Origin of the sequence: Lysobacter antibioticus HS124 (assembly GCF_000336385.2) — a bacterium.
Lineage (GTDB): Bacteria > Pseudomonadota > Gammaproteobacteria > Xanthomonadales > Xanthomonadaceae > Lysobacter > Lysobacter firmicutimachus.
This window is the reverse complement of the sequence record NZ_HG424587.1, coordinates 1-19,651: the sequence shown is the minus strand read 5'-3', so window position 1 is coordinate 19,651 and position 19,651 is coordinate 1. Positions and strand designations below refer to the sequence as shown.

Below are 19,651 nucleotides of genomic sequence, written 5' to 3'. Positions count from 1 at the left end.
GCCGCAGGCCGGCGTAGCATCCGGCCCTAAGGCACTCGGCATCGGGAGACCTGCCATGAGCGCAAGCGCCTGGATCTGGCTCGGCGGCCTGCACAGTCTGGCCTTCGCCGCCTTCCACATGGCCTTCTGGAAACTGTTCGGCTGGCGCCGCAACCTGCAGGCCGCCACCGTCGCCGACCGCGCGATCCTGCAGATCCTCAACCTGCGCCTGATCTACGTCCTGCTCGGCATCGCCGCGCTGTGCTTCTTCTACACCGACGAGCTGCGCAGCACCGCGCTGGGCCGCGCGGTGCTGGCCGGCATGGCCTTGTTCTGGGTCGGGCGGACGATCGAGCAGTTCGTGTTCCTGCGCATCAACCGGCCGATGATTCATGCGCTGACCGCGCTGTTCGTGCTCGGCGCGGCGGTTTTCGCTGCGCCGTTGTTCTATTGATCGGCACGCCCGGCAGCCCGGCGGCGACGATTCAGGCGACTGCGCCCTCGCCCGCCTGCGGCGGCCGGCCGCCCCCTGCCGCCAACAACAGCAGGCCCAGCAATACCGACACCGCCACGATCGCCGCCGCGGCATAGCCCAGCGCGCCGACGCCGATCGCGTCGATGACCCGGCCGCCGACGATGGCGCCGACGCCGATGCCGAGGTTGGCGCCGGAGATATTGAGCGAGGCGGCGAAGGCCGGGGCTTGCGGCGCCGACTTCATCACCCGCACGTGGCTGACCGGAAACAGCGCGGCCTGGGTCACGCCCCACAGGGCCAGGGTCGCTGCGAACAACGGCAACGACTGGATCGAGGGCACCACCAGGACCAGGCCAAGCGCCATCGGCACGCTGAAGATCAACGACACCGCCAGCGGGTGGCGGTCGACGTAGCGGCCGCCGAGGCTGTTGCCGATTAGGCCGACCGCACCGAAGGCCATCAGCGCCCAGCCCACCACTTGCCCGTCGAAGCCGGCCAGGCGCTCGAACAGGTCGGCCAGGTAGGTATAGGCGGTGAACATGCCGGTGAACAGGATCACCGACAGCAGCACGTGGCCGCCGACGCGCGGGTCGCGCAGCACCCGGAACTGCTCGAGCAGGCGCGGTTGCGGCTGGTCGTTGCGGTGGTCGGGCAGGAAGGCGAACAACATCGCCGCCTTGACCAGCGAGGCGATCGCCAGGGCGACGAAGGCGGCGCGCCAGCCGAAGGCGTCGGCGATCAGGGTGCCGGTCGGCACGCCGATCACGGTCGCGCATATGACCCCGAACGAGATCACCGAGATCGCGCGGCCGGCGCGCTCCTGCCCGGCCAGGTCGACCGCGGTCTCGCTGGCCAGGGCCCAGAACACCGGCACGCCGAGCGCGGGGATCAGCCGCGCCAAGGCCATCACGCCCAGGTTGGGCGCCATCGCCGCGATCGCATTGGACGCGGCGAACAGCAACAGCACCACGATGAACAAACGCTTGCGTTCGAAGCGCGAAAAATACGCGGTCAGGAACGGACCGCTGGCGGCGACCGCGAACGCGAACAAGGTCACCAGCAAACCGGCTTGCGACACGCTGACACCGAGATCGCGCGCCAGCGGCGGCAGCAGGCCGACCAGGATGAATTCGGTGGTCAGCACCGTGAACCCGGCGGCCGAAAGCAGTAGCAGGGGAAGAAGCACGACAGACTCCGCGAGACGAATACCGGAAGACGAAAGCACGCGCGACAGCGGCGCAGGGCCGCTACGCGGACGCAAGATCGGGAAGGAGGAGACAGACACCGCACCGCGAGCCGGTGCATGCGGGTCAATCTAGCGGGCGGCGGCAGGCCGATAAACCGCGTCGCATGCAGCCTCATCGTTCCGCAGCGCGAACGGCGGCCGCCGGCCTTGCGAACTGCGCACTTAGCGCGTTTGCGACGATTCGGGACTGTTTATCCCGCGATGCGGGCTGGTGCCTCCGGCTCGATTCGGTCAGTCTGGCCGACGCCTGCGCGGTCGTGGATCGCGCCCAGGCACCGCATCGACGCAGCGCGCAGCGAAGCCCGGTGCGGACAGCGGGAAAGGTCCGTGGCCGGGGCGATCAGCGCAGTCGCGCCGCACGACGCCCCTCGATGCCGGCTACAGCAGCCACAACGCCGCCAGCGCGGCCAGCGCTGGCACCGCCTGCACGTAGAAGATGCGCCGGCTGACCGTCGCCGCGCCGTAAACGCCGGCGACCACCACGCAGGCCAGGAAGAAGGTCGCCACATCGGTCCGCGCGCAGGCCAGGCCCCAGACCAGGCCCGCCACCAGGAAGCCGTTGTACAGCCCCTGGTTCGCCGCCAGCACCCGGGTCAGCTCGGCCTTTTCCGGCGTGTTGCGGAACACCTTCATGCCCAGCGGCTTGGTCCACAGAAACATTTCCAGCACCAGGAAGTACAGGTGCAGCAGCGCGACCAGGGCGATCAGGGCGATGGCGATCCAGGGCATGGCGCGGTCCTAGGCGGGAATCCACGCCAGCATAGGGCAGAAGAGAAGAAGGCCGATAGCGGACCGGAAGCGGCGCAGCGGCCGCCCACCGGGCCGCTTTCGCCATCGCCTACGTCGTCCGGGCATGCCAGGCCTTGAGCACCTCGGCCTCGCGCTCGGGCGCGATGCCCGCCTTGGGCTGGGCGCGGCGCTCGGCCGGCAATTGCCGCCAGTAGGCCAACGTATCGCGGACGGTGTCGCGCAAAGGTCGATGACGCAAGCCGGCGGCCTGGGCCTTGGCCACCGAGGTGCGGCCGAAGCCGGCGTATTCGCCGCGCGCCGGAATCCACGCCGGCATGTCCTGCCACGGCGAGACCTTCTGCGCTTCGAGGAAATCCGCCGGCACCCAGGTCAGGCTCGACTTGGCCCCGGCCGCGCGCCGCGACTCGTCCAACACCGCGCCCATGGTCAACGCGCCCGGTGCGGCGTCGGCGTTGTAGATGCCGAAGCGACGGCGCTCGATCATGGTCAACAGGAACTCGGCCAGGTCGCGCACATCGATGAACTGGGTCGGGTCCTCGGCGCTGCCGGGCGCGAGGATCTCGCCACCGCGGTCGGCGCGCGCCGGCCAGTAAGTAAACCGATCGGTGCGGTCGCCCGGGCCGACGATCAGGCCAGGACGGACGATGGTGGTGCGCCCCGGCGCCTCGCGTTCGGCCGCCGCTTCGCACAGCGCCTTGAGCCCGCCGTAGGTCTCGCCGGTCACCTCGCTCACGTTCGGATCGGCGAGCTGGGCCAAGGGCGAGTTCTCGTCCGCCGGCAGGTCGTTGCGCGCGTAGACCGAGATCGTCGACACCAGCAGATACTGGCCGATGCGCGGCGCCAGCAGGCCGGCCGAGCGGGTCACGTCGGCCGGCAGGTAGGCCGATGTGTCCAACACCGCATCCCAGCGGCGCTCGCCCTCCAGCGCCTTCATGTCGGTCTTGCGGTCGCCGTGCAGTTGTTCGATGTCGCTGAACTCTTCGCCGGCGAATTTCTCCGGCGCGGTCTTGCCGCGATTGAACAAGGTCAGCTTGTGGCCGCGACGGCGCGCCGCCTCGACGAAATGCGGGCCGAGGAAACCGGTGCCGCCGAGCACCAGCAAGCTCAGCGGTTGGGTCTTGGCCTTGATCGCGGCGCGCGCATAAGCCGGCAACGCCAGCAGGCCGGCGGCGGCCGCGCCAGCGGCGAGAAAATCGCGGCGGCGGGTAGTCATGTCTCACCTCGCAAAGGTTGGGCGGAAGTAGGCAGGGCCGAGACGGAGGCCGCCTCGCCGAGACCGCGGCGTGCGCGCAGGATCGCGCAGACGCCGCCGAGCATGCCGGCCGCGGCGATCGCGCCGGTGGCGAACACCGTGGCGGTGCCGGCCGCGGCCACCGCCTTGTGGATCCAGACGAAAGCCAGGTCGGTGCCGCGGAACACCGCGGTGTCGATCACCGCCTTGCCCTGGTAGCGGGAGGGCCGGTCGACCCGGGTGTACAAGGTCTCGCGCGCCGGCTTGGCCAGGGCGAACTCGCCGGCCCGCTGCGCCACCTGCACGATGGCGACCATTACCGGCAACGGCGAGGCCAGCAGCAGGCCGAAGCCGAGCAGCAACACCAGCGCCGGCATCAGCAAGGCCGGCGCCGGCCCGAAACGACCGAGCAGCCAGCGCGTGAGCAGCAGTTGGGTCAGGATCGCCAGCAGGTTGACCGCGCTGTCGATGCGGGCGAAGTACGCGGTCGCCGCAGCCGGATCGGGATAGAACTCGCGCGCGATCGCGGCCTGCTGGTTGTACAGCAGGGTCGCCGCGCCGACGCTGAAGAACAGGGTGATCGCCATCGCCCGCAACAGCGGCCGCTGCCAGACCAGGCGCAGGCCGGCCCAGACCGAGCCGCCCATCGCCGCTTCGCCGCTGGCCAGGCCGTGCCGGCGCTCGCGCCGGATCGCCCAGCCGCGCAGGCGCACGATGCACAACACGCACACCGACAGCAGCGCCGCTGATACCAACAGCAGATGGGCCACGCCGATGACCCCGACCAGGGCCTGGGTCAGCAACGGTCCCAGCACCGCGCCGGCGGTGCCGCCGGCGCCGATATAGCCGTACAGCCGCCGCGCCTGATGCTCGTCGAACACATCGGCCATGTAGCTCCAGAACACGGTCACCGCGAACAGGTTGAACACCGCGATCCAGACGAAGAACAGCATGCCGCGTCCGGACGCCTGGGTTTGGAACGCCCAGTGGAAACCGAGCAGGCAGACGATGAAGAACAGATACACCAGCGGCAGGAACACCCGCCGCGGGAAACGCGCCACCAAGGCGCCGTAGACCGGCTGCAACAGCAGCATGACGGCGAAGGTGCAGGTGAACAAAACCTGCAGCACGAAGTCCTTCAGCGCCCACCCGTGCGCCTGCGCCCAGTCGATCCAGGCCGCGGGAAACACCGCCGTCGCGTCCGCCGACGCGCCCATCGCGTCGCGCACCGGCCGCAGCACGTAGTACCCGCAGAGCAGGCAGAAGAAGTACAACAGCGCCCACCACAACGGCGAGGCGGAGGCCTCGCGCAGTCGCGCGGACACGCTCATGCGAACGCATCCTGCGATGGCGAATTCCCGCCGGCGACGTGCGCAGCCGCGCACGCGCGCGGCGCCGCGGCCTCGCGCATTCCGGTCCTCCCGTTACCCTTCGCTCACGCTAGCGCCGGCATCGCGGACGGCCATCTGCGGATGGTCATCCCGACCTTCGGCACGGGGGCGCGACCGCCGCCACGCTTTGTCCGGCGCAACGCCGCCGCCGCCGGACCGAGCGTCAGCGCGCGCCGGGAACGGCGCCGACCGGCGCGGGCCCGGCGCGGCGGGAAGCGCTGATCGGATGCGGCGACCGCAACGCGGCGCGCAAGGTCAGTCGGGAAATCTCCGGCGGCACACCGAAGCGCACCGGCAGAATGCTGGTACCGATGCCGGTATTGACGAACAGATGCTTGCCGCGCTCGATCAGATGGCCGGCGGCATAGCGCTGCTCGGCCGGCAGCACCGGCGTGCCGATCCAGGGCAGCTTGACCTGGCCGCCATGAGTGTGGCCGGCCAGGGTCAAGGCGGCGCGCGGCGGAATGTCGGGGAAGATGTCCGGATTGTGGGTCAGGGCCAGCGCCGGCGCGTCGTCGCTCACGCCCGAGAAGGCGCGCACCACGTCGTGGCGGGTCTCCCATTTGTCGCCGATCCCGACCACCCACAAGCGGCAGCCGCCGAGTTCGGTGGCGCGCGCCTGGTCCTCCAGCACGATCACCCCGGCCGACTCCAGCGCCGCGCGCACCCTGTGCCCGTCCTTCCACCAATCGTGGTTGCCGAGCACCGCATAGACCGGCTTGCGCGCGGTCAACGGCTTGAGGTGCGGCGCCATCTGCTCGGCGGAGATATAGGTGCCGCCGAGCACGCTGAGGATCACGTAGTCGCCGGCCATCAGCACTGCGCGCGAGTCGCTGGCGATGAGGCGGTTCACCAGCCGGTCGAGCCGGTCCAGGCCGTTGTGCGGCGAGCCGGTGTGGATGTCGGCGACCACGTCGACGCGCAGCCCGTCGCACTGCGGGCTCCAGTGCGGCAGGCGCAACTCGTAGCCGCGTTCGACCAGTTGCCGCGGCTCCCAGAAGAAGCCCCAGCTCAGGCAGCCGACCGCGATCAACACCGTGCCGACGAACAACCGTTGCAGCCACGGCTGGCGCGGCCAGGGCCGCCAACCGCGGTTCATGCGCGCGGCCCGGATTCGGCGGCGGCGCCGCGCTGGACCCAGCGCGCCAGGTTCCAGCCGATCAGGCCGGCGCCGGCGGCGACCGTGGCGCTGATGCCGGCCAATCCGGCGACGCCGACGCCGGCGCTGCGCAAGGCCACCATCGCGGTCGCCACGGCCACGTCGCCGAAGCGCCAGGCCGCGGTGTCGACCGCATTCTTGCCCTTGTAGCGCAGGGTGCGCGCGGCGCTGGCGAACAGGCTTTCGCGCGCCGGGTTGGCCATGCCGTAGGCCAGTCCGCGGCTGACGATCAGGGCCAGCGCCACCGCCGGCATCGAGCCGAGCATCGTCGCCAGCGCCTCCGGCAGCCACGAAAGGGCAGCGCCGAACGCGGGGAAGGTCCGCGCCAGCGGCGCGTGAGGATCGGCCGCCAGGGCCACGGTCAGCAGCGCCGCGACCGTGACCAACGACCAGGCGCCGATCACCGTCGCCGCGCCGCGTCGCGCCAGCAGCCACGGCGTGATCAGCAACTGGGTCGCCAGCGCCAGCAGGTTGGTCATCAGGTCCAGGTCGGCGGCGAAACGGGTGCGCGCGACCGCATCGACGAAGGTCGCCTTGGAGTAGTCCACGACCAGACCATAGTTGACCGTGCCGATCCAGTCGCCGAGCAACAGCAGGATCGCCATCGAGCGCATGAACGGGTTGGCGAACACCTGCTTGAGGCCGTCGAACATGCCGCCGCCGATCGCCGCGTCGTGCGCGGCCTCGTGCCGGCGCGCGCCGTGCACCCGCGCCCAGCGCCCGAGCAGGCCGACGAACAGCAAGGACGAAGCCAGAAGCCCCGCCGAGACCAGCAGCAGCGGCGCCACGCCGATGCGCTCGACCAGCACCCGGGTCAGTGCCGGACCGGCCAGCGAACCGACCGTGCCGGCCACCGCGATCAGCGGGAACAGCCGCCGCGCCTGGCCCTCGTTCCAGATGTCGGTCATGAAGCTCCAGAACACCGACACCACGAACAGGTTGAACACGCTGATCCAGACGAAGAACAGCGTGCCCAGCGCGCGCGGGCTCAACGGTCCGTGCTCGGCGAACAGCGGCACGAAGCCGAGCAGGCAAGCGATGAAGAAGCCGTACACCAGCGGCACCACGATCCGGCGCGGATAGCGCGAGACCAGGCCGGAGAACACCGGGGTCAACGCCAGGGTGGCGATCAGAGTCGCGGCGTAGAACCACGGCAGCTGGGTCGAGCCGACCGCAGCGCTGAGTTGGTCGCGCAGCGGCCGGATCACGTAGTACGCGGTCAGCACGCAGAAGAAATACCCCAGCGAGAACGCGACCGCGGTCCATTCTCCGGTGTGGACGCGCCCCGGCCGCAGGCTGGCGTCTTGGACTGCCGACATTCCGTCGCTCCGTGAGGGCGCCGGCTCGCGGCCGGCGCTTCGGGGGTGATCGGCGTGGGTCGGCGCGGCGCAAACCGGGCCGGACCGCATCGCCGTCGGCGGGCCGGTCGCCGCCGGTCCTCCATTGGCCGGCACGGTAGCCGAACGGCTCGAGGACCGCCACCTCCGCGGCTGGCGGCAAGCCTGGCCGCATCGCCCGACGCGCATTGGGAGCATTTGCTCTAGTTTTGCCGCTTACGGTCGCGGCACGGCGCCGCGCACGGCGCACAACGGCCTCAGATCCCGTGTCCCAAGAGTTCGACTACATCGTCATCGGCGCCGGCTCGGCCGGCTGCGTGCTCGCCAACCGGCTCAGCGAAGACCCCGATACACGCGTGCTGCTGATCGAGGCCGGCCCGCGCGACCGCCATCCGTTCCTGCATATGCCCGCTGGCCTGGCCAAACTGGTCGACAAGAAAGGCGTTAACTGGAGCTACGACACCGCGCCGGAGCCGCAGTTGAACGGCCGCAGCCTGTGGTGGCCGCGCGGCAAGGTGCTCGGCGGCTCCAGCTCGATCAACGCCATGTGCTACATCCGCGGCGTGCCCGGCGACTACGACGACTGGGCCGCGGCCGGCGCCGACGGCTGGGACTGGAACGCGGTGCTGCCGTTCTTCCGCCGCAGCGAACGCAACAGCCGCGGCGACGATGCCCTGCACGGCAGCCTCGGCCCGCTGTACGTCTCCGACCTGCGCTACACCAATCCCCTGTCGTCGGTGTTCATCGAAGCCGGCGTCCAGGCCGGCTATGCGCGCAACAAGGACTTCAACGGCCCCGAGCAGCAGGGCTTCGGCTTTTACCAGGTCACCCAGAAGAACGGCGCGCGCTGCTCCAGCGCGGTCGCCTACCTCGACCCGGCGCGCGAGCGGCGCAACCTGCACATCGTCACCGGCGCCCTGGTCAGCCGCATCACCTTCGAACGCGGTCGCGCCACCGGCGTGGTCTACAGCGCCGGCGGCCGCGCCTACCATCAGCGCGCCGCGCGCGAGGTGCTGCTCAGCGGCGGCGCGATCAATTCGCCGCAGTTGCTGATGCTGTCCGGCATCGGCCCGGCGGCGGAGCTGCGCCGGCACGGCATCGAGGTCGTGCACGACGCGCCGCAGGTCGGACAGAACCTGCAGGACCATCTCGACGTCTGCACCCTGCAGCATTCGACCCAGCGCATCACCTACGACCGGGTCAGCGACGTACGCATCGCCTTCGACTACTACCTGCGCGGCCACCGCGGCCCGGGCAGCAGCAACATCGCCGAGGCCGGCGGTTTCGTGCGCTCGGCGCTGGCGCCGGACGCGCGCGCCGACGTGCAATTCCATTTCGTGCCGGCGATGCTCGACGACCACGGCCGCCGCCGCCTCGCCGGCGACGGCTACACCGCCCACGCCTGCTTCCTGCGTCCGCGCAGCCGCGGCGCGATCTCGCTGGCCAGCGCCAGCGCCGGCGACAAACCGCGCATCCAGGCCAACTACCTCAGCGACCCGGAAGGCTTCGACCTGAAGATGATGGTCGAATGCGCCAAGCTCTCGCGCGAGCTGTTCGCACAGAAGGCCTTCGATCCCTACCGCGGCGCGCCGATCTTTCCCAAGCGCAGCGACCTCAGCGACGCCGAGTTGGTCGAGTTCGTGCGCGCCAAGGCCGAAACCGTGTATCACCCGGTCGGCACCTGCCGCATGGGCCGCGACGACGCGGCCGTGGTCGATCCGCAGCTGCGCGTGCGCGGCGTGGAGGGCCTGCGGGTGATCGACGCTTCGGTGATGCCCAGCCTGATCGGCGGCAACACCAACGCGCCGACGATGATGATCGCCGAGCGCGCCTCCGACCTGATCCGCGGGCGCCTGTAAGCCCCCGCGACGAGGATGTCTGCGTGTCGGCGCCCCGCCCGGGCGGGCGCGCCGGCTCCGTTCCGGCGGCTTTCGCGCACCGGCTTTGACGCAGCGCCGCATGCCGGCGCCGTCCGCGTCGTCGGCGCCGCCGCAACGACCCTTCGTCGGCGTTTTTCGCACGTCGGTAAGCGCGCGCGCCGCCGTTCGCCAGCCCGGCCATTAATCCCTGAAAAAACAGAAACCTGAACACGCTTGTTGTTCAACTCCCTTAGATCGGAGCTAGAATCGGCCATCCGATCCATGCAGGCGCCGAGCGATGAAACACGACTCCTCCCGACGCTCATTCACCCCCTGGCGCCTCGGCACCCTCGCCGCCCTGCTCACTCTGACCCTCGGGTCCAGTGCGCAGACCTCGCTGCGCTGGGGCAACGGCCAGGATCCGGCGACCTCGGTCGTGCGCAGCCAAGGCGCCGACGGCACGACTCAACCGGGCCAGTTCTCCGCCGCGCGCAGCGTTGGCAGCGCCCGCGCTCTGCCGCTGGCCGCGGGCTTCGACGTGCAACAGTTCGAATCCATGGCCCAGGCGCTGGTCGCCGACCAACGCATCCCCGGCATGGCGATGGCGATCGTGCACAACGGCCAGATCCTCAGCGCGCGCGGCTACGGCATCACCGATGTGCGCAACGCCGAACCGATCGACGCCCACACCGTGTTCCGCTTGGCCTCGCTGTCGAAGAGCTTCGCCGGCACCCTGACCGGCCTGCTGGTCAACGACGGCACCCTGCGCTGGGACAGCAAGCTGGTCGACTACATGCCCAGCTTCCAGTTGGTCGATCCCAACGCCGCGCGCACCGTCACCGTCGCCGACGTGCTCAGCCACCGCGTCGGCCTGAGCCACAACACCTACGACCGCGACCTCGAGAACTACGCCGACTACCGCAGCCTGACCCAGAAGCTGGCCTATGCGCCGATGACCTGCCAGCCGGGCACTTGCTACGGCTACCAGAACATCGCTTTCAGCCTGATCGGCGACGTGGTCTTCGCCGCCACCGGCGACTTCTACAGCCAGGAAGTGCAGCGCCGCCTGTTCAAGCCGCTGGGCATGAACGACGCCAGCCTCGGCCTGGAAGGCATCACCGCCAGCGCGCGGTGGGCCAAGCCGCACGTGCGCGGCCGAGGCGGCTGGGCGTCGCTGACGCCGAAGCCGACCTATTACCAGTTGCCGCCGGCCGCCGGCGTCAACGCCAGCGCCAGCGACATGGCGCAGTGGCTGATCGCCCAGACCGGCCATCGCCCCGACGTGCTGCCGCTGCCGCTGCTGGCGACCCTGCATCAGCCGCTGGTCGACACCCCGAGCGAGATCCGCGGCTCCAGCTGGCGCCGCCAGCGCATCGGCTCGGCCAGCTACGCGCTGGGCTGGCGCGTGTTCGACTACGCCGGCCACCGGGTGGTGTTCCATGCCGGCGCGGTGCAGGGCTATCGCGGCATGGTCGCGCTGCTGCCCGAACGCGATCTCGGCTTCGCGGTGCTGTGGAACAGCGAAAGCGCGCTGCCCACCGGCCTGCTGCCGACCATGCTCGACCGCGCCATCGGCATGCCGGCGCAGCGCTGGCTCGATGTCGACGGCTTCGACGAAACCCTGCTGTACGCCTCCGAAGGCGCGCCCAAGGACCCCAGCGGCAGCAACGCACAGAAGTCGACCGCCGCGCCGCAGTAACGTCCCGGCGCCCCGTCCGGTCGCCCCACGGGCCGCGGCCATGCCGCGGCCCGTTGCGTTTTCGCCGCCCGCCCCGGATCAGTGCGGGCCGTCTTCCAGGGTCTGCTTGAGCTTGAGCAAGCCCTTCTCGTAGTCCTTGCCCACCATCGAATCCATCGCCAGGCCGAACCAGCGCGAGACCAGGTTGTAGCCGTGCTGGCTGTCCAGCGACCAGGTCACCCGAGTGCCGGCGCCCTCCTCTTGCAGGTCGAAACGCGCCGTCGCCTCGGTGCCGCCGAAGTCCAGCGCGTTGACGATCCGGCTCGGCGGGACCGACTCGACGATGCGTTGGCTGCCGCTGCCGACCTTCTCGCCCTGCCACGACATCGCCGCGCCGACGCCGGCCTGCGGGCCGCTGTAGGCGTACTTCGCGGTCGGCTCCAACTCGTACCAGGGCGACCACTCGTTGAAGCGCTGGAAGGAATTGAGCATGGCGTGGACTTCGCCCGGCGGGCGCTCGATCAGGATCGAGCGTTCGACGTGACTGCTGGCGGGCAACAGGAAGCCGCCGGCCACGAACGCCAGACCGAGCAACAGCAGCAGGTACAGCGCTCCCTTCAACAAGGCCTTCATCGCGGCTCCCCCGTGTGGTTGGACTTCGGCCGATCGCGACCGGCGATCCCGACGGCCTCTCGACGACCGATCCTAACCGCTGCCGCGACGAGCCGTCGTCGTCGTCCGGATTCGGCCGACGAGAGGTCGATGGCGACAGGCCGCGCCCTACGCAGCACATTTCCTTCGCAGCCGCCGGCACCGAGATCGGTAGCCGCGTCCCCGGTCCGCCGAACGGCCCCTGCACCGCCGGGCGGCACCACCGATGCGGCGAGCGCCACGGCCGTGGTCGCCGTCGGCCTGGGCGAGGAGGCATGTGCGCGGGTCATCGTCCGGCATGCGTCCGCGGCCGGGAGCCGCAACGCGCCCGGTCCGACGCGAACGCTCACCGAGCCTCACGCGCGATGCGCGGACGTTCGCGTTCGCGGCGCCCATAAAAAAACTCTCCCCCCGCCTGGGCTGCGGGGAGAGAGCTGGATTACGGCGTATCGGGGTTTCTTATTAGATCAGCGGCGCCGGGGTGGCCGGCAGAGCAGCCGAAGACTTCGCCTTGCGGGCGCGCTTGGCGGCCTTCTTCGGGGCCTTCTTGGCGGCCTTCTTAGCCGTCTTCTTGGCGGCCTTCTTGGCGGTCTTCTTGGCGGTCTTCTTGGTCGCCTTCTTAGCCGCCTTCTTGGCGGTCTTCTTGGCAGCCTTCTTGGCCGTCTTCTTGGCGGCCTTCTTGGCGGTCTTCTTGGCGGCGGCCTTGCGGACGGTCTTCTTCACGGCCTTCTTGGCGGCCTTCTTGGCGGTCTTCTTGGTGGCCTTCTTGGCGACCTTCTTCGCGCCAGCCTTCTTGGCGACCTTCTTCGTCGCTTTCTTGGCGGCGGACTTCTTAGCGGCTTTCTTAACGGCCATGGGATGGCTCCTCGTCAGTGGTGATCAGGGATTGATCAGTGGTAGTGCGTTAGGCCCAGTGGAAAGGGACTCTGTGAAGACAGAGCCGCGGGAGTCGGACCCGCGTGCAGCCGCCGACGCGCGATGCGCGCCGGAACGGATCGGGGATCGCGTCCGGCCGCGGGTGCGGCGGGAGCGATGGCGCGTGCGCCGGGACGGCGGACGAAAGCGGCCGCCAGACGGGGCGGCCAAACAAAAACCCGGCCCGCCGAGAGCGAACCGGGTTGCAGGGAGCAGGACGCCAGCGATGTCATCGGGAATGTGGATGTCATCGGCGAAGAGAGTGCGGTCAACATTTCTGCAGAGGAAGCGAACCCTGCGTCCACCGTTTTGATTGTCCGGGCGGAGGTTCGATTTGTGCTGCGTGTTGTCGCGCTGGGTTTTCTCACTCTCGTCTGCAGGAAACGTCTGCTGGGCGAAACCTAATCACGCTTTTTCGCACTGTCAACAACCCCGCCGATTTTTCCTTCCGGCGGTCCCGCCTCGACGCCGTCCCGAACGCGTCGTCGGCGCGCGCGACAAATCCATGCGCGAATCCGGATCGTGCGTGGAAGTTTTTTTTCGATCGCGCTGAAAGCCAAGCCTGGCGCGGGTTTCAGCGCACTCGACGAAATCGCGCCGAAGATTTTCGCAAGCACGCATCGCATCCGTCGCGCACTGCGAAGACGCGTTCGGCGGTCGTCGGAGGAAGAAAAAATTCCTTCCGCTCGCCCGGTCCGATTTCGCGTCGCACAAGCCGATTTGCGCGAAACTGCGCGAACCTTTTTTCTGCCGCTCGGCACCGGCTCGTTCGCCCTCGTGCGAATCGGCCGCGCGACTCGCGCATGCGCGAGCGAGCGCGCGCCGGTCGACGCCGGCGCGCGTGCCGCCGACCCCGCGCGCGGCGGCCGCATTCCCACGCATCGCGGCCGCACCGGCGGTAACGAAAAAATCCCCGGGAAAAACGTGTTTTCTTCGTGCGCAGGAGCGGACCGCGCGAACCCGACCGGGATGCGGTGCGGTGCCGTCGACGAGGGCCGCGCGGCGCGATCGCCGCGCCGAAGCGAAGACGCGCCGAGGCGGAGCCCGTGAACGCCGCGTGTGCTGCCGCGCGGGCGCGGCCGACGACCGTTCGTCGGCGCGGCGATCGGGCGAGCGGCGAGCGGGTGCGCCGGAACGCACGGCGCACGCGGCGCCGCACACCGGCGCGACGACGCACGCGGCCGCGGACATCGGGCGCAAACGGGATGGGACGGATGCGGAATGCGCGGCGGTGCATGCGCGCCGCACCGGCCGGCGACGGCGAACCCGCCGCTGCGCGGTCCGCCGAGCGGACGCGGCGACCGCAAACGAAACGGGGAGCGCCGTGCCGGCCGCTGGGCGGCCGCAGTGCGCTCCCCGTGATGCCTGGCGTCGCCCGAGGGCGACGGCGGCGGATCAGTGGTCGTCGTCTTCGAGCAGTTCGGCGTAGTCGTCCGGGCCGAGCAGTTCGTTGAGCTGGTCCGGCTCCTCGATCGCGACGGTGAGGATCCAGCCTTCGCCGTAAGCGTCCTCGTTGATGGTCTCGGGCTTGTCGGCCAGCGCCGAGTTGACCGCGGTCACGGTGCCGGTGACCGGCGAGTAGACGTCCGAAGCCGCCTTGACCGACTCGACCACGGCGCAGGCGTTGCCGGCTTCGAGGCGGTCGCCGACATTGGGCAGCTCGACGTAGACCAGGTCGCCGAGCAGGCGCTGGGCGTGGTCGGAGATGCCGATGGTGACTTTGCCGTCGCCTTCGGCGCGGGCCCACTCGTGGGACTTCATGAACTTCAGATCGCCGGGAATTTCACTCATGGCTGGCCTCGAACGTGACGGGAGCGGCTGGTTGATGGCGCGTAGTTTAACGATGCGGAGTCGACATGCGACAGGGGCGGCGCCGGCGCCTCAGCGCGCCCCGCCGGCGAAGTCGCAGCGGAAAGGCGCGCGACCGCTGCGCAGCGCCTCGCCCAGGGCCTCGACGCGATCCTGGCCCCAGAACGGTTCGCCGCGTAGCACATATCCGGGCAGACCCGGCAGGTCGGCGGCGATCGCCGCCTCGGTATTGCGCCGGTACCGTTCGTCGGCCGCCTCGGCGTCCGCGGCGGCGAGCACCGCCGCCGCGTCGTGTCCGTGCGCGCGCAGCAGCGCGGCGACGGTGTCGCGGTCGGCGAGGTCGCGGTCCTCGGCCCAGACCGCGCGGAACGCGGCGTCCATGTAACCGGCCGGATCGGCGCCGGCCTCGCACAGGGCGATCGCGCAGCGATCGGCCAACGACGGGTCGACCGGAAAATGTTTGGGCGCCAGATTCAGCGTCAGCCCGCGCTCGGCCCGCGCGCGCTGCAGCTCGTACAGGCGGTAACGCTGGCGCGCCGGCGCGCGTTGCCCCAGGGGCAGGCCGCCGTTGGCGGCGAACAGTTCGAAGATCCGCACCGGCCGGTAGACCAGGCGCGCGCCATGCTCGCGCGCCACCGCCTGCACCGCGGCATGGCCGAGATAGGCGTAAGGCGAGAGCAGGCTGAAGTAGTAGTCGATCTCGATCACGTCCGCCGCCTCCGGCTCAGCCGAGCACGCCGTCCTGCGGCTGGCCGTCGCGCACGAACGGGAACTTGATCACCCGCACCGGCACTTCCTTGCCGCGGATGTCGACCCGCAGGTTGCCGGCTGCGCCGAGCGGGATCTCGCCGGCCGGCACGCGGGCGAAGGCGATCGACTTGTTCAGGGTCGGCGAGAAGGTGCCGGAGAGGATCTCGCCCTCGCCGTGCGGGGTCAGCACCTTCTGACCGTGACGCAGCACACCCTTCTCGTCCATCACCAGGCCGATCATCTGCCGCGCCGCGCCGCTGGCCTTGAGCTGCTCCAGCGGCGCGCGACCGATGAAGTCGCGGCCTTCGTCCAGGACCACGGTCCAGGCCAGCGCGGCTTCGTACGGAGACACCGTGTCGTCCATGTCCTGACCGTACAGATTCATGCCGGCCTCCAGGCGCAGGGTATCGCGCGCGCCCAGGCCGGCCGGCTTCACGCCGGCGGCGAGCAGCGCATCCCACAGCGCCACCGCGCGGTCTTCCGGCACCACCACTTCGAAGCCGTCCTCGCCGGTGTAGCCGGTGCGGGCGACGAACAGCTCGATGCCGTCGGCAGTGCGGGCGTTGCCGGCGACGAACTTGCCGAGCTTGCCGATCCGCGCGCGGTCTTCCTCGCGCAGCAGGCCGATCACCTTGTCGCGCGCATTCGGCCCCTGCACCGCGATCATCGCCAGCTCGGGCCGCTCGCTCGCTTCCACGCCGAAGGCCTTGGCCTGTTCGCCGATCCACGCCAGATCTTTCTCGCGGGTGGCCGCATTGACCACCAGGCGGAAATAGCTTTCGTCGAGGAAGTACACGATCAGGTCGTCGATCACCCCGCCCTGCGGGTTGAGCATGCAGGTGTACAGGGCCTTGCCCGACTTCTGCAGTTTGTCGACCGAGTTGGCCACCAGCCGGCGCAGGAACTCGCGCACGCGCTCGCCGCGCAGGTCGACCACGGTCATGTGGCTGACGTCGAACATGCCGGCGTCGCGGCGCACCTGATGGTGTTCCTCGATCTGCGATCCGTAGTTGATCGGCATGTCCCAGCCGCCGAAATCCACCATCTTGGCGCCGAGTGCGCGGTGGGCGTCGTTGAGGATGGTCTTCTGGCTCATGGGGCGCGGCCTGCTGGGTCGGGGGGATGGAGCCGCCGATTATCCCAGAAGCGCGCGTCTTGCGCGTTCCCCGCGATTGAGTACGCAGGCGCATGGAACCTGCGATGCGGCGCCGGCCGTCGCGCCGCGCGGCTCACTCGCCGTCGAGGCCCTCGTTGTAGCACTGCACCTGGCGCGGATCGAGATCGACGAAACGGCCGCTGACGCGGTCCAGGCGCACCGCCCAACGCACCGCGGCGAAGGTCTCGCGCGCCTGCGCGTCCTCGACGGCGGTATCGACGATGGCGATCACGCCGGCGTCGGCGGCGCCATCGACGGTGCAGGTCGAGATCGACACCCGCTCGCCGCGCAACAGCTTCGGGTAAGGCACCACGTCGGTGATCTTCCAGCGCGCCTCGTTGCCGTTGTGGCCGGCCAGTTCGGCGGCGTAGAGGCGCACCGAGCGGTCGTCGGCGTCGTCGATGGTGCCGATGCTGCGCGCGCAGATCTGCTCGGCGTTGCTGCCGGAGCCGACGCAACCGCCGGTGTTGGAACGGAAGCCCTCCGGGAACGGCGGCACCACCCGGCCGATCCAGCCCGCCCAGCCGGTCAGGTGGACCGGCTCGACGCCGCGCGCCGGCGACGGCTTTTGCGGGTCGTGCGGCGCGGCGCCGACGGCGCCGGCCGCCAGACTCAGCAGCGCGGCGACCGCGATGGCGCGCACTGCGTTCATTCGCGGTCCGCCGCCTCGACCTGCAGGGTCATGCCGTCGGTGCCGATCACCCGCACCGGCGTGCCGGCAGCGAGGTCGGGGCCGCTGACGTCCCAGAATGCATCGGCGATCTGCACCCGGCCCACGCCCTGCACGATCGCCCGCTCCAGCGGCACCACCCGCCCGACCAACTGTTCGGCGCGGCGGTTCAACAGCGGCTGGTCGCTGGCGCGCTCGCGGCCGCGGAACCAGGTCCGGTAGACCTGGATCGAGACGAAACTGAGCACCACGAACGCGGCCACCTGGGCCAGCACGGTCAATCCCGGAAACAGCAGCACCAGGCCGAACACCGCGGCCGCGGCGAGGCCGAGCCAGAGCATGAACGCACCGGGCGCCAGCGCTTCGGCCGCGAACAGCAGCAGCGCGATCGCGGCCCAGGCGATGGTCTGCCAACTCCAGGCCATCTCAGCCTCCCGAACGCGGCGGCACGCCGGGGCCGCGCGTCTGCGCCTGCCGGTCCAGCGCGTCCTTGGCCAATTCGGCGATGCCGGCCAGCGAGCCGATCACCCCGGCCGACTCCATCGGCATCATCACGAACTTCTGGTTCGGCGCCTCGGCCAGCGACTTGAAGGCCTCGATGTATTTCTGCGCGACGAAATAATTGATCGCCTGCACGTTGCCGCGCGAGATCGCGTCCGAGACCAGCTGGGTCGCCTTGGCCTCGGCCTCGGCCAAGCGCTCGCGCGCCTCGGCCTCGCGGTAGGCGGCCTCGCGCTTGCCCTCGGCGGCCAGGATCGCGGCCTGCTTGTCGCCCTCGGCGCGCAGGATCTCGGATTGGCGGTGGCCTTCGGCTTCGAGGATGTTGGCGCGCTTCTCGCGCTCGGCCTTCATCTGCCGCGCCATCGAATCGACCAGGTCGCGCGGCGGCTGGATGTCCTTGAGCTCGATGCGGTTGACCTTCAGCCCCCAGGGGTGGGTCGCCGCGTCGACCGCGTTGAGCACCTTGGTGTTGATCTCGTCGCGCTTGGACAGCGACTCGTCCAGGTCCATCGAACCGATCGCGGTGCGGATGTTGGTCATCACCAGGTTGAGGATCGCGATCTCCAGCTGGGCGACCTCGTAGGCCGCCTTGGCCGCGTCCTGGACCTGGAAGAACACGATGCCGTCGACCTTGACCACCGCGTTGTCCTTGGTGATCACGTCCTGGCTCGGCACTTCCAGAACCTGCTCCATCATGTTGATCTTGCGGCCGACGCCGTAGATCACCGGGACCAGGAAGTGCAGCCCGGGGTCCATGGTGTGGGTGTAGCGGCCGAAGCGTTCGACCGTCCATTGGTAGCCCTGCGGGACCATGCGCACGGTCTTGAACAGCAGCACCACCCCGGCGAACACCAGCACCATGGCCAGCAGCGTCGTACCCATGGATCCCCTCCTCCCTAGTCCGATGCGCTCAGTATAGGCCCGACGACCGGCTGCGACCCTTCACGCCCCTGCCGCATCCTTGTCCTGGAATGCCGCCCGAATCCCAGCCCACGCCGCTGTCCCCGCCCGAGCCGACGCGCCCGCTGTCGAGCTTCGCGATCGACGTCCCGGAGACGTTGCTGGCCCGTGCCCGCGCCGGCGAAGGCTCCGCCTTCGAGCAGATCTACCGCTGGTTCGAACGGCCGGTGTTCACCCTAGCGATGCGGATCGCCGGCGACCGCGAGGAGGCCACCGAAGTGCTGCAGGAGACGATGCTCAAAGTGCTCACGCGGATCGGCGACTTCCGCGGCCACCGCGACGGCAGCGGCACGCCGTTCTGGGGCTGGCTGCGCCAGATCGCGGTCAACGAGGCGCTGATGCGGCTGCGCAGCCAACGCCGCCACGAGCACTCGGTCGAAGCCGAGGACGAACACCTCGCCGACGACCGCAGTCCGCCGCCGCCCGCGGCGGCCGACGCCGCCGCCCTCGGCCGCGCGCTGGCGCAACTGCCGCCGGCGACCCGCAGCGTGCTGTGGCTGTACCACGCCGAGGGCTATACCCACGAAGAGATCGCGGCGCTGATGGAGCGCACGCCGAGCTTCTCCAAATCGCAACTGGCGCGCGGCGGACGCCGCCTGCGCCAGTTGCTGGAACCGGACATGCAACGCAACGCCCTGGAGCAGGCCCATGCCTGACCATTTCCTTTCTCCGCCGCAGGACTGGTCCGACGCCTTCGCGCGGCTCGGTCCGGAAGCCCCACCGACCGACGGCTGGGCGCGCCTCTCGGCACAGTTGCAGGCGCACGCCGCCGTCTCCGAACCGATCGCTGCGGCGCCGGCGCTGCGACGCCGCGCCGGCCCGGCCCGCCGCTGGGCCTGGGCCGCCGCCGTGGCCGCGGCGTTGCCCTTGGCGGCGCTGTGGTGGATTCAAGGCGAACGCCACGCGCCGACGGCGCCTATCGTCGCGCCGGTCGCCGCGACCGCAGCGCCCACGGCGGGAACGCCCGCGGCCACGCAGTCGACGCCCCCTGCGGCCGGCACGGCGCACGACGCCGGACGCATCGCGACGGCCGAAGCGGCGGCCGCGGACCGGCCCAGCGCCCCCGCCATCGCGGCCGCACCCGCGGCCACCGCGAGAGCCGCACTGTCGGCCGATCGGCAACCGCGCCCGCCG

General features: G+C 70.2%; 20 protein-coding genes and 1 pseudogene. 7 read left to right on the top strand and 14 right to left on the bottom strand.

Annotated features, from left to right (window positions below; genetic code table 11):
• The first annotated feature begins 55 nt into the window (after positions 1-55).
• Complete coding sequence (locus TX83_RS20255; RefSeq protein WP_064749795.1) at positions 56-433, top strand: hypothetical protein; 378 nt, start codon at positions 56-58, stop codon at positions 431-433.
• A 31-nt stretch (positions 434-464) separates the two neighbouring features.
• Here the strand turns inward: TX83_RS20255 and TX83_RS20250 are convergent, their stop codons facing one another.
• From TX83_RS20250 to TX83_RS20225, 6 genes are all read right to left on the bottom strand, one after another.
• Entirely contained in the window at positions 465-1,640 is a 1,176-nt protein-coding gene (locus TX83_RS20250) for an MFS transporter (protein ID WP_064749794.1), read from the bottom strand.
• A gap of 438 nt (positions 1,641-2,078) precedes the next feature.
• On the bottom strand, positions 2,079-2,429 hold the full coding sequence (locus TX83_RS20245; protein ID WP_064749793.1) for a DUF1304 domain-containing protein: 351 nt from the start codon (positions 2,427-2,429) through the stop codon (positions 2,079-2,081).
• A 109-nt stretch (positions 2,430-2,538) separates the two neighbouring features.
• On the bottom strand, positions 2,539-3,663 hold the full coding sequence (locus tag TX83_RS20240) for an NAD-dependent epimerase/dehydratase family protein (RefSeq protein WP_064749792.1): 1,125 nt from the start codon (positions 3,661-3,663) through the stop codon (positions 2,539-2,541).
• On the bottom strand, positions 3,660-5,012 hold the full coding sequence (locus TX83_RS20235) for an NTP/NDP exchange transporter (protein WP_075575287.1): 1,353 nt from the start codon (positions 5,010-5,012) through the stop codon (positions 3,660-3,662). Before TX83_RS20235 ends, TX83_RS20240 begins: the two co-directional genes overlap by 4 nt.
• A 223-nt stretch (positions 5,013-5,235) precedes the next feature.
• Positions 5,236-6,171, bottom strand: coding sequence for a metallophosphoesterase (locus TX83_RS20230; protein WP_064749791.1), 936 nt, complete (start codon positions 6,169-6,171; stop codon positions 5,236-5,238).
• Complete coding sequence (locus TX83_RS20225; protein WP_064749790.1) at positions 6,168-7,550, bottom strand: NTP/NDP exchange transporter; 1,383 nt, start codon at positions 7,548-7,550, stop codon at positions 6,168-6,170. Before TX83_RS20225 ends, TX83_RS20230 begins: the two co-directional genes overlap by 4 nt.
• Positions 7,551-7,834: 284 nt before the next feature.
• Here TX83_RS20225 and TX83_RS20220 point away from each other — a divergent pair, with 284 nt between their 5' ends.
• Positions 7,835-9,427, top strand: coding sequence for a GMC family oxidoreductase (locus TX83_RS20220; protein ID WP_064749789.1), 1,593 nt, complete (start codon positions 7,835-7,837; stop codon positions 9,425-9,427).
• A 298-nt stretch (positions 9,428-9,725) separates the two neighbouring features.
• Positions 9,726-11,126, top strand: coding sequence for a serine hydrolase domain-containing protein (locus TX83_RS20215; RefSeq protein WP_064749788.1), 1,401 nt, complete (start codon positions 9,726-9,728; stop codon positions 11,124-11,126).
• A gap of 78 nt (positions 11,127-11,204) precedes the next feature.
• Here the strand turns inward: TX83_RS20215 and TX83_RS20210 are convergent, their stop codons facing one another.
• Positions 11,205-11,738, bottom strand: coding sequence for an SRPBCC family protein (locus TX83_RS20210; protein WP_064749787.1), 534 nt, complete (start codon positions 11,736-11,738; stop codon positions 11,205-11,207).
• A 480-nt stretch (positions 11,739-12,218) separates the two neighbouring features.
• Positions 12,219-12,611 carry a hypothetical protein gene (locus TX83_RS24010; RefSeq protein ID WP_064749786.1) on the bottom strand — a complete coding sequence of 131 codons (393 nt, stop codon included), beginning with the start codon at positions 12,609-12,611 and terminating at the stop codon, positions 12,219-12,221.
• Positions 12,612-12,788: 177 nt separating this feature from the next.
• Here TX83_RS24010 and TX83_RS22995 point away from each other — a divergent pair, with 177 nt between their 5' ends.
• Together TX83_RS22995 and TX83_RS22990 are read left to right on the top strand one after the other, a co-directional pair.
• Positions 12,789-13,076, top strand: a complete 288-nt coding sequence (locus tag TX83_RS22995) for a hypothetical protein (RefSeq protein ID WP_141233601.1) — start codon at positions 12,789-12,791, stop codon at positions 13,074-13,076.
• Positions 13,077-13,193: 117 nt separating this feature from the next.
• Positions 13,194-13,721: a hypothetical protein gene (locus TX83_RS22990; RefSeq protein WP_141233600.1), complete on the top strand. Its 528-nt coding sequence runs from the start codon at positions 13,194-13,196 to the stop codon at positions 13,719-13,721.
• A gap of 345 nt (positions 13,722-14,066) precedes the next feature.
• On the opposite strand, the gene gcvH is transcribed toward TX83_RS22990, so the two are convergent.
• The 6 genes from gcvH to TX83_RS20175 all read right to left on the bottom strand — a co-directional run bounded on the left by gcvH (position 14,067) and on the right by TX83_RS20175 (position 18,439).
• The gene (gene gcvH, locus TX83_RS20200) at positions 14,067-14,462 is read right to left on the bottom strand and encodes a glycine cleavage system protein GcvH (protein WP_064749785.1); all 396 of its coding nucleotides are present in this window, start codon (positions 14,460-14,462) and stop codon (positions 14,067-14,069) included.
• A gap of 90 nt (positions 14,463-14,552) precedes the next feature.
• Positions 14,553-15,188, bottom strand: coding sequence for a 2-hydroxychromene-2-carboxylate isomerase (locus TX83_RS20195; protein ID WP_064749784.1), 636 nt, complete (start codon positions 15,186-15,188; stop codon positions 14,553-14,555).
• Positions 15,189-15,204: 16 nt separating this feature from the next.
• Positions 15,205-16,326, bottom strand: coding sequence for a glycine cleavage system aminomethyltransferase GcvT (gene gcvT, locus TX83_RS20190; RefSeq protein WP_064749783.1), 1,122 nt, complete (start codon positions 16,324-16,326; stop codon positions 15,205-15,207).
• Between the two features lie 133 nt (positions 16,327-16,459).
• Positions 16,460-17,038 (bottom strand): hypothetical protein, encoded by a 579-nt coding sequence (locus TX83_RS20185; RefSeq protein ID WP_064749782.1) that lies wholly within the window; start codon positions 17,036-17,038, stop codon positions 16,460-16,462.
• Positions 17,035-17,481: an NfeD family protein gene (locus TX83_RS20180; protein WP_064749781.1), complete on the bottom strand. Its 447-nt coding sequence runs from the start codon at positions 17,479-17,481 to the stop codon at positions 17,035-17,037. Before TX83_RS20180 ends, TX83_RS20185 begins: the two co-directional genes overlap by 4 nt.
• Position 17,482: 1 nt before the next feature.
• The gene (locus TX83_RS20175; RefSeq protein WP_064749779.1) at positions 17,483-18,439 is read right to left on the bottom strand and encodes an SPFH domain-containing protein; all 957 of its coding nucleotides are present in this window, start codon (positions 18,437-18,439) and stop codon (positions 17,483-17,485) included.
• Positions 18,440-18,528: 89 nt separating this feature from the next.
• Between TX83_RS20175 and TX83_RS20170 the strand changes: the two genes are divergently transcribed.
• Both TX83_RS20170 and TX83_RS23715 read left to right on the top strand, forming a co-directional pair.
• Entirely contained in the window at positions 18,529-19,173 is a 645-nt protein-coding gene (locus TX83_RS20170) for an RNA polymerase sigma factor (protein ID WP_064749777.1), read from the top strand.
• Positions 19,174-19,270: 97 nt separating this feature from the next.
• Positions 19,271-19,651, top strand: a pseudogene (locus tag TX83_RS23715) (hypothetical protein); the annotation flags it as partial.